Genomic DNA, 13,782 nt, shown 5'->3' on the forward strand with positions numbered 1-13,782 from the left:
CGGATCACAGACCAGAGAGGGCCAAGGGCCGCATGGGTCTCATCGCCAACCTCGTCCTGCGGTACAAGACGCTTGTCATCCTCGTCTGGGTGGCAATCGCGGCCAGCGGTGTCTACTCGAGCACCGCGCTCGCGGACCGGATGACCGACGGGCTCCCGCTACCGGGTAGCGAAGCCTATGAGGCCAACGTCGCCATCGCCGAATGGTTCGGCACCGGAGGGCCTCAGACGACTCCGCTGGTGCCGGTCGTTCGACTGCCGGCCGACTCGACCGTGGACGATCCGGCAACCGCCACGGCGCTCACGACCGCCTTCGACACGCTCACCCCGGAGGCGCTGGTCGCCGCCGTGGCCGACGAGGGACCGTCGCCCGAGGAGCCGGTCGTGCGGGCGGCGTCCTTCTTCAACACCGGCGACCGTGGCTTCGTCTCCGCGGACGGTCGCACCACGTTCGGCATTATCTATCCCCCGGCCAGTGGAGTCACCGCGCCGGGCGCCGGGCCAGACTACGCTCAAGCCGTCACCTCGCTGATGATCCCCGCGCTACCGGCCGGTGCCACGCTGGAGGTGACCGGGCTCAACGCGTTGCAGCGCGAGCAGGAGGCCGGTGGCGGCGACCATGCCCAGAGCGACAACCGGGCACTGCAGGAGGCCCTGTTCGCGGCGACCGGCGCGCTGATCGTGCTGCTGTTCGTGTTCGCGTCCCTGCTGGCTCTCGTGCCGCTCTTCGTGGCCGCCGTGTCGATCCTTGCCACGTACCTGGCCGTGCTGGGCCTGACCTACGTGACCGACATCGACAACAACATCGAGGCGATCGTGGTGCTGATCGGGCTCGGCGTCGCCATCGACTACTCGCTGCTGCTGGTCACCCGTTGGCGGGAGGAGATCGGCGACGGCCACACCGGCGACGAGGCGGTTCGCCGAGCGCTGACGACGGCCGGCCGGGCCGTGGTGGTCAGCGGCGGCACGGTCGCGCTCGGCCTGGCCTCCCTCGCCCTGCTGCCGGTACCGATCCTGCGCAGCGTCGGGTACGCGGGCCTGCTGATTCCGATCGCCAGCGTAGCCGTGACGATCACACTTCTCCCGGTGATACTCGCGACGATCGGCCGGCGGGTCGACTGGCCGCGTATTCGCCGTCGGACCCGCGCTTCCCGTGGTTGGACCGGGTGGGCCCGGGGCGTCCTGCGCGTCCGCTGGGCCGCGTTCATCGCCGGCCTCGCGATCCTCGGCACGCTGTGCTTCTTCGCCCTCGACCTGCGAGTCGGCGAGCCCAGTGCGTCGGCGTACAGTACCGGCGGACCCGCCGAGAGTGGCCTGAAGGCGTTGACCGACGCAGGGCTGCCGACCGGCCCGCTGACCCCGATCGACATCCTGGTCCCGGCCGGCACCTCACCCGAGACGGTCACCGAACGCCTCGCCTCGGTGCCGGGCCTTCAAGCGGTCGCAGCCCCCGGTGGTTCGGGCTGGGTCGCCGGCGACGGCGCGACGATGGTCACCGCCCTGCCCGTTCACGAGGCGAGCAGCGGAGAGGCCCGGGACATCACCGAGGCGGTGCGCGAGGCTCTCCAGGGTCTGGCCCGGGTCGGCGGCGTCGGCGCGCAGGACCTGGATTTCATCGACACCATCTACGGCAACATGCCGCTGATGCTCACGGTGCTCCTGCTCGTGACGTTCGTGCTCCTGGCCAGGTCGTTCCGGTCCCTGGCGCTGGCGTTGAAGGCGGTCGTGCTCAACGTCGTATCGATCGGCGCCGCCTACGGCGTGGTGGTGCTGATCTGGCAGGACGGGTACGGCTCACGGCTGCTGTTCGACGCCCCGGCGACCGGCTCGATCGATCTGTTGACCCCGCTGATCGTGTTCGCTTTCCTCTACGGCTTGTCGATGGACTACGAGGTGTTCATCCTCTCCCGCATTCGCGAGGAGTACGACAAGACGGGCTCCACCTACCAGGCCGTTGTCAACGGCCTCGGTCACACGGGCATGCTGGTCACCTCGGCGGCGCTCATCCTGTTCTTCGCGTTCGCCGGGCTCGGCCGTATCCCGATCACTCTCGTTCAGGTGCTGGCCACCGGCCTCGGTGTCGGTATCCTGCTCGACGCCACCGTGGTACGCGCACTGCTGGTTCCCGCGACGGTCTCGCTCTTCGGTCGCTGGAACTGGTGGCTGCCGGCCTGGGCCGCCAAGGCGCTGTTCGTGGCGCCGTCGCCAGCGGTTCGGGAGCCCAGCGGCAGACACCAGGCCCAGCGCGTAGCGGAGCCGGCGGCGACCGGTGCCGGGGCGGCGGCAGAGCCGGTCGCGCCGGCCGACCGTGACGTCACCAGGGATCCCCGGGCGGCGCCGTGACGGCGGTTCAGCCGTAGGAGTGGAATCCGAGTCCATTCTTGCGACCGAGCCGGCCGCCGGCGACCAGTTCACCGAGCATTGTCGCGGCGTCGAGCGCCTGGCCCGGGTAGGCGAGATGCAACGTCTGCTGAATGGCGAGGGACACGTCGAGTCCGACCACGTCCAGCAGCGCGAACGGCCCCATCGGGAAGCCGTACCGGTGGGTGACGGCGTCATCGATGTCCTTGGCGGTGGTGCCGCCACCTTCCAGAAGCCGAATCGCGCTGTTGAGGTAGGGAAACAGCAGGTAGTTCACGATGAAGCCGGGCCGGTCGTCGCAGACGACCGGCGTCTTGCCCAGTTGTCCGCACACGGCGGCGGCCGTTGCCAGAACGCCCGGCGGCGTCTTCGCCGTGCGGATCAGCTCAACGAGTCGCATCATCGGCGCCGGGTTGAAGAAGTGCATTCCCACGACCTCCTCGGGCCGGTCGGTCGCGGCTGCGCAGGCCGCGACCGACAGGCTGGACGTGGTGGTGGCGAGGACGGCGCCGGGGCGACAGATCCAGTCCAGTTCGCGGAAGACCTTGTCCTTGACAGCAGGGTCCTCCGCGACCGCCTCGACCACCAGGTCGCAGGGGGCGAGAGCGGTCCGGTCGGCGCCTGTGACGAGACGGCCCATGGTATCGGCGGCGGCAGCGGCGGTGAGCCGGCAGCGACCGACGGCCTTGTCGAGCCGTCGCGCAATTCGGGCCGATGCGGCTCTGGCCCGCTCGGGGTCGCGGGAGACGAGTACGGTGGCGTACCCGGCTCTGGCGGCCACTTCGGCGATGCCCGTCGCCATGGTGCCGGATCCGAGCACGCCGATGCGGTGAACGGTACGCGCACCTGCGGCGTCCAGGGGTGGCGGTGGCGCGAGGGCTTCCGATGAGACGCCGAGCATCTCGAAGGGGCCCGCCGGGAGGCCACAACCGAGGCGCATCGCCAGGTCGATGTCCGCCCTGCTCGCATAGCCGACGGCGTGCAACGCCATCGCCCGGTCGAGGTACTCCTGGATCAGGGCGTCGACGCCGGTCACGCCGACCGCGCCCGGAAGTAGCCGAGCTGCGGCAGCAGCCGCTCCCGCAGCTCGGTGTCGGTGACGCCCAGGCCCTCCTGGGGGGCGAGGCAGAGCACGCCGACCTTGCCGCTGTGCTCGTTGCGGTGCACGTCCCGCGCCGCCTGCCCGGTCTCGGTCAACGGATAGACGACCGAGAGAGTGGGGTGGATGACGCCACGCGTGATCAGCCGGTTGGCCTCCCACGCCTCGCGATAGTTGGCGAAGTGGCTGCCCACGATGCGCTTCAGGTGCATCCAGAGGTACCGGTTGTCGTAGTGATGGTCGTAGCCGGTCGAGGATGCGCAGGTCACCACGGTGCCACCACGGCGGGCCACGAAAACGCTCACCCCGAACGTGTCGCGGCCCGGATGCTCGAAGACGATGTCTGGATCGTCGCCGCCGGTCAGGTCGCGCACCCGTTTACCGAACCGCTTCCACTCCCCCGCATCGGGCCTGTCCCCGTCCCAGAACCGGAAGTCCTCGGCGCGCCGGTCGATGACCGCCTCCGCGCCGCATGCGAGAGCCAGCTCGGCCTTGTCCGTACTGGAGACCACTGCCACAACCCGGCCACCGCCGTTACGCACCAGCTGCGTCGCGTACGAACCGAGACCGCCGGCCCCGCCCCAGACCAGCACCACGTCACCCTGCTTCATCCGCGCTCCGTTGGGCGACACCAACTGTCGGTACGCGGTGGAGTTGACGAGGCTGGAACAGGCCGCTTCCTCCCACGTCAGATGCCCCGCCTTCGGCATCAGCTGGTTCGCCCTCACCAGGGCCAGCTCGGCGAGGCCACCGAAGTTCGTCTCATATCCCCAGATGCGCTGTCCGGGATCGAGCATGGTGTCGTCGTGCCCGTCCGGGGACTCCAGGTCCACCGACAGGCAGTGGGCGACGACGTGGTCGCCGGGCTTCCAGCGGTTCACCCCGGCTCCCACGCGCAGCACCACGCCCGAGGCGTCTGATCCGAGTACGTGATACGGCAGATCGTGGCGGGCGCCGGAGGGTCCTGACCGGCCGTACCTCTTGAGGAAGCTGAACGTCGGCAACGGTTCGAAGATCGCGCTCCATACGGTGTTGTAGTTGATCGCGCTGGCCATCACCGCGAGCAGCACCTCGCCCGGGCCCGGCTCCGGCGTGGGCACCTCCCGCACGTGCAGGGACTTCGAAGGATCCTTGTCCGCGCCGGCCAAGCCCTCGAACATCATGGATTCCTCGGCCAGTACGACCACGCCTCGGTAGCTCTCGGGCAGCGGCAGCGCCGTGATATCGGCGGGAGTGGCCACCTCGGACAGCACAGCTTCGATGAGGTCTCGCATCACAGCTCCTCGGGGATGGGGCCGCCGACCAGCCGCAGGCGGCGGGTCGGCGGCCGTGCCCGTAGGCCGGCAATCAGGGGATGATGACCATCCGGCGGCCTGGGGTGTCGGAATGCCAGGACTTCTCGATGTCGGCCAACGGCACTCGGTCGACGTCCACCCGCAGCTCACCCGCGGCAGTGCGCTGCATGAGCTGCTTCTGGAAGTCGTTCATCGATTCGACGGTCTCGGCCACTGTGCCCATCGCAGACGCGTTGAGGATCGACACGCCGCCGCGGCGCAGGGTGTCGGCGTGCAGGCCGGACACCTGCTCCCCGGCGCTACTGCCGAGTTGGACGTATCGGATGCTGCCGCGTGGGATGAACGTTCGTGGAATGGACCCGAGCAAGACCTCCGCCGGATGTCCCCAGAGAAAGTCGAGGATCACGTCGTAGCCGTCGCCCATCTGCTCCAGGAACGACGCGCTGAGCTTGTCGTCGGGTTGGTCGAGCTGGATGGTGGCGTCGGCGCCGAGTTCCGGCAGGCTCTCCAGGATCTCCGGATTGCGCCCGGCGGCCACGACGCGTCCGGCGCCGAACATCTTCTTCGCGGCCTGGATGGCCAGCTTCCCGGCGAAGCCGGTGGCGCCGAGGATGAGCACCGACTCGCCCTCGACCAGCTTGCCGACCCACGACAGCGAGAAGCAGGTGGTGACGCCGGGATTGAGTAACGCCGCGGCGGTCGCGTCGTCGAGCTCGCCCGGCACCGGGACGCACCTCTCACGCCGGGTCACCGACAGCTGCGCGAGGGTGCCGTAGGGCTCGCGCGGGTAGTAGAAGACGACCCGGGATCCGTCGTCGAGGTAGCCGAGGCCCTCCAGCCCGCAGACGTAGGGAACGGATCGACCACCGCCGTACAACGGGTTGTCCACGGCGATGCGGAGGTGCCGTGGAAGAGCCGCCGCGGCGACCTTCACCAGCAGTTCGTCATCCTGCGGCTCGGGATCGGGGAACTGCTGGAACCGGGGAGGTTGTCCCTGGGTGTGCATGACAGCGGCGTCCATCGCCACTCCTTTCGTTGGGGTGTCAGGCTTGGTACAGACGTCAGGCCCGGCGCGTGAGCACACCGTGGATGTACGGCAACGGACCCAACCGGTACAGCAACCGCCAGCCGTCGACGGTCAGCCCCGCCTGCGTCATCACCGGTTCGAGTTCGCTCGGACGGAGCACCCGGTCGCGGCTACGCAGCAAGGTGAAGGTGGGACGCAGCCAGCCGATCGCGAAGTGGTCGGCGAGGCCGAACCTCGCGCCCGGACGCAGCACCCGGCTCACCTCGGACAGGCCTTCGGTACGGCTGCGCCAGTGGTGGAAGCAGAGCGTGCTCACCACGAGATCGAAATGGCCATCGTCGTAGGGAAGTTCCTCGGCAGTGCCCTGGACGTAGGTGATTCCAAAGTCCTCGGCGGTGCGCCGGCGAGCTTCGGCCACCATGCCGGGTGCCGGGTCGACGCCGAACAACTCCGCGCTCGGGAAAAGCCAGGCGATCCGGCGCAGCATCGCGCCGGTGCCGCAGCCCACGTCGAGAATCCGCTTCGGCGGCTCAGCGTTGGACCCGGCGATCCAGTCCAGCAGACCCAGGTGCACGGTGCTGCGGACGCTCTGGATCCGCATGTCCTCGTACCCACCGGCCAATCGGTCGTAGATGCCGACGTCACGGCCGTATCGATGATCGCTCCGCATTAACCGCTCCTTCGCATCGTCATGGGCAGATCGCGGCTGAGGAAGTTGCTGCTGGCGCCGATGGCGAGCTGCCGAGGACCGGCGAAGGTCAGACCGCGCTTGGCGAACCAGACCGCTGTCTTGATCAGGGTGCGGCTCTGCAGGCGTTCCATCTTCAGCGCGCGGTTGACGAGCCGCTCCACGTACGGGCGGCGCGCGTTCTCGTACGCCAGCAGCTGCCGCGCCGGCGGACCGGAATCGACCAGGACCCGGCTGAGTACCCAAGCGTCCTCAAGCGCCTGGTTGACTCCCATCGCCGCGCGGGGCGGGATGGCGTGCACCGCGTCGCCCGCGAGCGTGACGCGTTCGGTTCCCCACCTGGGCAGGACCTCGTGCAGGATGTGTGGGAACAGTGAGATGTCGTCGTCGTGGATGGAGTCGAGCAGTTCCGGCACCGGCGAGGCCCAGCGGCCGAAACGTGACCGTAGGGCGTCGGCGATGGAGGACGTGCTGTCCGTCCGGCCGTCGAGGTGGCGCGGCACGGTCTCGCCGTCGGCCCACGGTGTCTCGAACACCCAGTGCACACGGCCGTCACCCACCGGGTGCAGCCCGCACACCCCGCCGCCGGAGAAGAACGACTGGACGTGGTTGCGCCCGGCCAGCTCGATCGGCGGCGAGGTGATGCCGTGCCAGCTGGCCCATCCGGTATACGACGCGGCCCGGTCGCCGAAGAGGTGCCGGCGAACCACCGATCGGTGGCCGTCCGCGCCGATCAGCACGTCGCAGGTGACCTCGCTCCCGTCGGCGAACTCGACGGTGACCTGGTCGCGGGCCTCGGTGATGCCGACACACAGTTTGCCGAAGTGCAGGCGCTCCTCGGGCAGCCGGTCGGCCATCCGCCTCAACAGGTCTCCGCGTGCGGCCAGGATGGTGGGCGAGCCGTACCGGACGGTGACGCCCGCCAGCTTGATCCGTGCCAGGGAGTATCCGTCGTCGGTCCGCGAGTCGATCATGTCCATCGGGATGCCGAGCCCGTCGAGGTCGATGCCGAACTCGCGCAGGATCCCGGTCCCGTTGGGCCAGAGGATGACGCCGTTGCCGGCCGCCCGCAGCTCGCCGGCCTGTTCGTAGACCTCGACCTCGTGTCCGGCACCCAGCAGGCCGAGCGCGGCACCTACACCCGCGACACCGGCACCGATGATCGCCACCTTCATTTCGCCGCTCCTTCGATCCGGGCCGTAAGATCCGCCAGCCAGCCGTGCACGGCGTCGGCGGTTGTCGTGGAATGCTGTTCCAGGACCGTGAAGTGGTCACCGGGTACGTCGACAGCGGTGTGTGGCAGGCTCCACGACGCCAGCCAGTCGACCTCCTCCTCGTCGAGCAGGTCGCGCAGGTCGTGGGAGAACGGCTCGGTGGCGCGCACCAGCAGGGTCGGTGCGGCGATCGCCGTCGGTTCCCACAGGCCGAGCAGGCGGTAGTAGGTGCCCATCGCGGTCAGCCGGGTCTCGCTCTGCAACGCGAAACGGCTCTCCCGTTCCAGCATGTGCTTGCGCATCAGTGGGCCCAGCCGATCGCGGAGAAACTCCTCGTTGGCGTAGCTGTCCACCAGGATGACGGCGGCCGGTCGCACGCCGTCGCGTTCGAGGTGTTCAGCGACGGCGTGGGCGAACCAGCCCGACAGCGAGCGGCCGACGATGGCGAACGGTTTGCCGCCGGCGCAGGTGACCACTCGCTCCGCCTGCATCGCTACGACGGCCTCCAGGGTTGCGGGGACCTGCTCCCCGTCGACGAACCCGGGATGCGGGACGACCAGGACGTCCCGCCGGTCGGCGAACTGGGCACCGAACCGGGCGTACTCGTGCGGTCCGGCAACCGCGCTGAACGCCGGGAAGCAGATCAGTCGTGGCTCGTCCGTCCCGGAGGCGTGGCGCACGATCTCGGGCGCGGTCACCTGGCCGGCGTCGGTGAACGCGGGCCGGATCCGGGAGGCGACGCCGAGCAGTTCGGTCGCCTCGTCGTAGAGTCCGCGTTCGCATGCCTGCCAGTAGAGGGTCGCGACCGGGCCGAGATCCTCGGTGTCGGAGGCGAGGAAGTCCGGTCCCTCACCCGCCGTCGGCACCGTCTCGACGGCCCGGGCCTTGCCGTCGGCCCCGGCCACAGCCAGCTCGCCCCGCAGGAACCGGGACAGGGCCGCCGCGTGCGGGTAGTCGAAGATGAGCGTCGCCGGCAGCCGAAGCCCGGTCGCCACGTGCAACCGGTTACGCAGGTCCACCGCGGTGAGGGAGTCGAACCCGAGGTCGGTGAATGCCCGCTGAGGCGCCACTGTCGACGGGTCGTTGTGACCGAGCACCGCGGCGACGTGGCCGCGCAGCCAGTCAACGAGGACCTGCTCCTGATCCTGTGCTCCTCGTCCGGCGAGCCGTCGCAGCAATGCCGCCCGTTCGCCGGTCGGATCTGCGTTCGGGCGGGCGGCGACCCTGACGAGCCCGCGCAGGAGGCCCGGCAGCATCCCGGCCCGGGCCATACCGCGCAGCGCCGGCAGGTTGAAGCGGACCGGTACGGCGACCGGCTCAGCGGCGGCGAGGGCCGCGTCGAACAGTTCGAGTGCCTCGGCGGAGCCGAGCGGAGCGATACCGCGGCGCGACATCCGCTCGATGTGGGCCTCGTCGAGGTGCTCGGCCATGCCGCTACGTTCGGCCCACAGACCCCAGGCCATCGACGTGCCGGCCAGGCCGTGGTGGCGGCGGTGCTGGGCCAGGGCGTCCAGGAACGCGTTCGCGGCAGCGTAGTTGGCCTGTCCGGCCGCGCCGAGGGTGGTGGCGGCGGAGGAGAACATCACGAACGCCGTAAGGTCCAGACCAGCGGTCAGCTCATGCAGATTGACCGCGGCGTCGACCTTCGGCCGCAGGACCGTGGCGAGCCGTTCGGGATCGAGGGACTCGACGACGCCGTCGTCGAGCACACCGGCGGCGTGCACGACGCCGGTCAGCGGCATATCCTCCGGTACCCGGTTCAGGACCGCCGCGAGAGCGGTCCGATCGGCGATGTCGCAGGCTTCGAAGGTGCTGGTGCACCCGAGGCCGGCCAGTTCGGCGGCGAGTTGGGCCGCGCCGGGTGCCCGGTCGCCGCGCCGGGAAACCAGCACGAGGTGACGGGTACCGGCGGCGGCGAGGTGCCGGGCGACCAGGCCGCCCAGGGTGCCGCTGGCACCGGTCAGCAGCACCGAACCGGCGTCTAGGGCGGGCTGCGGCATTCCGGTGGCGCGCACGCGGGCGAGGCGGGGCACCAGGGCGGCACCGCTACGTAGGGCCACCTGGGGTTCGCCTCCCGCAGCGGCGGCGTCGAGGGCGGCCCAGGATGCGGCCGATCCGTCGACGTCGGCCAGCACGAATCGTTGGGGGTGCTCGGACTGCACCGAGCGCAACAGGCCCCAGACGGCGGCGGCGACCATGTCGACGTCCGCTTCCGGATCGCCGGTCGGAACCGCACCCCGGGTGACGACGACGAGACGCCGGTCGTCCTGGCGGCGGTCCGCGAGCCACTCCTGCAGGGTGCCCAGGACGCGGGCCAGGGTGGCGTGCACCTCCTCGGCCAGCCCGGCCGCAGCCGCCGGTCCCCCCTGAACCGGAAGGTACACCGTCCCGGTCTCGTCCAGCACCGCGTCGAGGGTGGGTACCCGCGGCCCCGGAAAGTCCGGAAGCGCAGTACCGAGCACCGTGCTTGGCTGCTGCGGACCGGGCGTGGGCCGGGTGACCGCCGTCCACTCCTGACGGTAGAGGTCGGACAGGGCTCCGCTGATGGTGCGGTCGCTGATCGGAACCGCCCGGAACTCCAGGCGTTCGACGGTGAGCACCGGCCGGCCGAGGTCGTCGGCGGACTCCAGCGCGTGCCCGCCCTCCGGGGTCGGCGTCAACGCCGCGTGCAGGGTCGTCGCTCCGGCGGTCCACAGCCGTACGCCGTACCACGTCATCGGCATGACCACGGCGTCGCGGTCCTGAGCCAGCGGCGCGGCCACGCGGACGGCCGGCTCCAGCAACGCCGGATGCAGCCCGAACCGGCCGCCGTCCCCGCGGTACTCCTCGGGCAGGGCAAGCGCGACCGCGACCGCGTCTCCGTCCCGGACCACCGTCAGCGGTGCATCGAACGCACCGCTGAGCTCGACACCGGTGTCACGGTCCTCGGCTGCGCCGCCGGCGGAGAGGTCCGGTCCGGTCGGCGCGGACCCGGCCGCGGCGGGTGCGAGTGTTCCGACGGCGTGGCAGACCCAGCCGCTGTCACCGGCGGCCGAGATGGTCAGGTCCCGGCGGTCGTCCGGCCGGGGTGGGCCGGCAGTGACCTGAATGCGTACGCCGCCCTGCTCGGGAAGGATGAGGGGCCGCCGGATCTCCAACTGTTCGATCAGACCGCAGCCGATCTCGTCCCCGGCGCGGAAAGCCCACTCCAGAAACACCGCCGCGGGAACGACCGTGTTGTCGAGCACCCGGTGGCCATCGAGCCACGGGTGCGCGTGCCGGGACAGGCGTCCGGTCAGTACCGTCGCCCCACCGTCTGCCAGGGCGAGCGCCCCGCCGAGCAGCGGATGCTCGACGGCGTCCAGCCCGATCCCGGCCGGGTCGCCGGCCGTGGCGGAGCCATGCAGCCAGAACCGGCGCCGCTGGAAGGGATAGGTCGGCAGGTCGGGCAGGACCGGGCCCGGGGACTCCCCGGCGACGAAGTCCACCGCGGCACCGGCGACGTAGGCCTCCGCGAGCGAGCGTCGGAACCTGGTCGAGGTGTCCTCGTCGCGGCGTAGCGATCCGACCGCCACCACGGCGGTATCGCTCTCCTCGACGGTCTCCTGGATCGCCGACTGGAGCACCGGGTGCGGGCTGACCTCGACCAGTACGTCACTGCCCGCGCCGACCAGGGCGCGCAGGGCGGGCTCGAACAACACCGGCTCCCGCATGTTGCGGTACCAGTACTCGGCGTCCATGTCCGCGGTGTCCAGCAGATCCCCGGTGACCGTCGAGTACAGCGGCACTGTGGAGGATCTGGGGCGCACCGGGCCGAGTTCGCGCAGCAGCCGCTCCCGCAACTGATCGACCTGTGCCGAATGACCGGCGGTGTCGACACCGGGGACACGCCGGGCACGGATGCCCTCGGCGGTCAGCTGTGCCATCAGCTCGTCAAGGGCGACGGGATCACCGGAGACCGTGGCGGCACGCGGACTGTTGACGGCGGCGATGGCGAGCCGGTCGCCCCACGGCGCGAGGCGGGGTTCGAGCACCGCGGCGGGCAGCGAGACCGACAGCATGCCCCCTTGCCCGGCCAACGTGAGCCACGCCTGGCTGCGCAGGCCGACGATGCGGGCGGCGTCGGGCAGCGACAGTCCTCCGGCGACGCAGGCCGCAGCGATCTCGCCCTGGGAATGGCCGATGACCGCCTCCGGGTGCACGCCGACGGCACGCCAGAGTTCGGCGAGGGAGACCATCACGGTGAACAGGGTCGGCTGGACCACGTCGATCCGGCTGAGCGGCGCGGCACCAGGCCGGGCGGCGAGGACGTCGGCCAGGGACCAGTCGAGGAAGGGTTGCAGCGCCGCCACACACTCGGCCGCGCGCGCGGCGAACACCGGTGCGGTGTGCAGCAGGCCGGCGGCCATCTCCGGCCACTGCGAGCCCTGGCCGGGGAAGACGAACGCGCACCGTCCGCGCCCAGCGGCCAGGCCGGACACGACGTGCGGGGCCGGATCGCCCTCGGCGAGCGCACGCAGGCCGGCGGCGATGTGGTCGGGCCGGTCGGCGAGCACGACGGCCCGGTGCTCGAACCGGGTTCGCCCGGTCATCAGCGCGGCGGCGGCGTGCGCCGTGGGGACGTCGGGGCGCGTGGCCAGCCACCGGTGCAGCCCGTCGGCATAGGAGCGCAGTGCCTCGCCGCTACGGGCCGACACCACCCACGGGCGGTCCGGCGCCGCCACGGCGGAGACGGTCGCAGGTCCGACCGATGGTGCCTCTTCAAGGATGAGGTGAGCGTTCGTGCCGGAGATGCCGAACGAGGAAACGCCGGCTCGGCGGGGTCGCCCGTTGGCCTTCCACGCCACCGGTTCGGTCAGCAGCCGCACGTCTCCGGAGTCCCAATCCACGTGCGGGGCGGGTTCGTCCACGTACAGCGTGCGCGGCAGCAGGTCGTGGGTCAGCGCCTGGACCATCTTGAGGACTCCGGCCACCCCGGCCGCAGCCTGGGTGTGGCCGATGTTCGACTTCACCGACCCGAGCCACAGCGGGCGGCCGTCGGGCCGCCCCTGGCCGTACGTCGCCAGCAACGCCTGCGCCTCGATCGGGTCACCGAGCGCGGTTCCGGTGCCGTGTGCCTCGACGACGTCCACATCAGACGTACCGAGCCCGGCAGCGGCGAGAGCTTGTCGGATGACGCGTTCCTGGGACGGTCCGTTCGGAGCGGTGAGTCCGTTCGACGCACCGTCCTGGTTGACCGCGCTGCCGGCGACCACAGCGGCGATGTGTCGGCCGTTCCGTATCGCGTCCGAGAGCCGCTCCAGCAGCAGCACGCCGGCACCCTCGGCGAGGCTGGTGCCGTCGGCCGCGGCCGCGAACGCCTTGCACCGCCCGTCAGCTGTCAAGCCTCGCTGTCGGCTGAATCCGATGAACGCAGCCGGGGTGGACAGTACGGTGACGCCACCGGCGAGGGCGAGTCGGCATTCACCCCGGCGCAGCGCCTGCGCAGCGAGGTGCACGGCGACCAGTGACGACGAGCAGGCGGTGTCGACGGTGACGGCCGGGCCCTCCAGCCCGAGGGAGTAGGCGACCCGGCCGGAGAGCACGCTCGCCGAAGTCCCGGTGGTCAGGTAGCCCTCGACCTCGTCCGGCAGGTTGGCGATGGTGGCCGCGTAGTCCTGTCCTGCGGTGCCGGTGAAAACCCCGACCGGGGCGCCGCGAAGCGCCGTCGGATCGATGCCGGCACGTTCCACCGCCTCCCAGGACGTCTCCAGCAGAAGCCGCTGCTGCGGGTCCATGGCGAGGGCCTCGCGCGGATTGATGCCGAAGAACGCCGCGTCGAACCAGGACGCGTCCCGCAGGAACCCGCCCTCGCGGACATAACTGGTACCGGCCCGGTCCGGGTCGGGGTCGTAGAGCGCGTCGAGGTCCCACCCCCGGTCGTCCGGGAACGGCACAATCGCGTCGCGGCCCTCGGCGACCAGATCCCACAGCTGCTCCGGTGTGCCGACCCCGCCCGGGAAGCGGCAGGCCATGCCGACGATCGCGATGGGTTCGCGGTCGCGGTCCTCCAGTTCCGCCACCCGCCGCCGCGCGGTGTGGGTGTCGGCGATCGCGCGGCGAAGGTACTCGCGGAGTCTG

Annotated in this window: 6 protein-coding genes and 1 pseudogene; 1 reads left to right on the forward strand and 6 read right to left on the reverse strand. The window is 70.8% G+C overall.

Annotated elements, in window-relative coordinates; all coding sequences use genetic code 11:
- Window positions 1-32: 32 nt before the first annotated feature.
- Window positions 33-2,342 (forward strand): MMPL family transporter, encoded by a 2,310-nt coding sequence (locus KIF24_RS20410; protein WP_221085418.1) that lies wholly within the window; start codon window positions 33-35, stop codon window positions 2,340-2,342.
- 7 nt (window positions 2,343-2,349) lie between these two features.
- Here KIF24_RS20410 and KIF24_RS20415 read toward each other — a convergent pair whose 3' ends face one another.
- The 6 genes and pseudogenes from KIF24_RS20415 to KIF24_RS20440 all read right to left on the reverse strand — a co-directional run.
- Complete coding sequence (locus KIF24_RS20415) at window positions 2,350-3,396, reverse strand: 3-hydroxyacyl-CoA dehydrogenase family protein (protein WP_221085419.1); 1,047 nt, start codon at window positions 3,394-3,396, stop codon at window positions 2,350-2,352.
- Entirely contained in the window at window positions 3,393-4,733 is a 1,341-nt protein-coding gene (ccrA, locus tag KIF24_RS20420; RefSeq protein ID WP_221085420.1) for a crotonyl-CoA carboxylase/reductase, read from the reverse strand. The genes KIF24_RS20415 and ccrA overlap by 4 nt, the downstream gene beginning before the upstream one ends.
- A gap of 73 nt (window positions 4,734-4,806) precedes the next feature.
- Complete coding sequence (locus KIF24_RS20425; protein ID WP_221085421.1) at window positions 4,807-5,775, reverse strand: quinone oxidoreductase family protein; 969 nt, start codon at window positions 5,773-5,775, stop codon at window positions 4,807-4,809.
- 40 nt (window positions 5,776-5,815) lie between these two features.
- Window positions 5,816-6,451 carry a class I SAM-dependent methyltransferase gene (locus KIF24_RS20430; RefSeq protein WP_221085422.1) on the reverse strand — a complete coding sequence of 212 codons (636 nt, stop codon included), beginning with the start codon at window positions 6,449-6,451 and terminating at the stop codon, window positions 5,816-5,818.
- Entirely contained in the window at window positions 6,451-7,644 is a 1,194-nt protein-coding gene (locus KIF24_RS20435; RefSeq protein ID WP_221085423.1) for an FAD-dependent oxidoreductase, read from the reverse strand. The genes KIF24_RS20430 and KIF24_RS20435 overlap by 1 nt, the downstream gene beginning before the upstream one ends.
- A 50-nt stretch (window positions 7,645-7,694) precedes the next feature.
- Window positions 7,695-13,778, reverse strand: a pseudogene (locus tag KIF24_RS20440) (type I polyketide synthase); the annotation flags it as partial.
- Window positions 13,779-13,782: the final 4 nt, after the last annotated feature.

Origin of the sequence: Micromonospora tarapacensis, from assembly GCF_019697375.1 — a bacterium.
In the GTDB taxonomy this organism is placed as follows: domain Bacteria; phylum Actinomycetota; class Actinomycetes; order Mycobacteriales; family Micromonosporaceae; genus Micromonospora; species Micromonospora tarapacensis.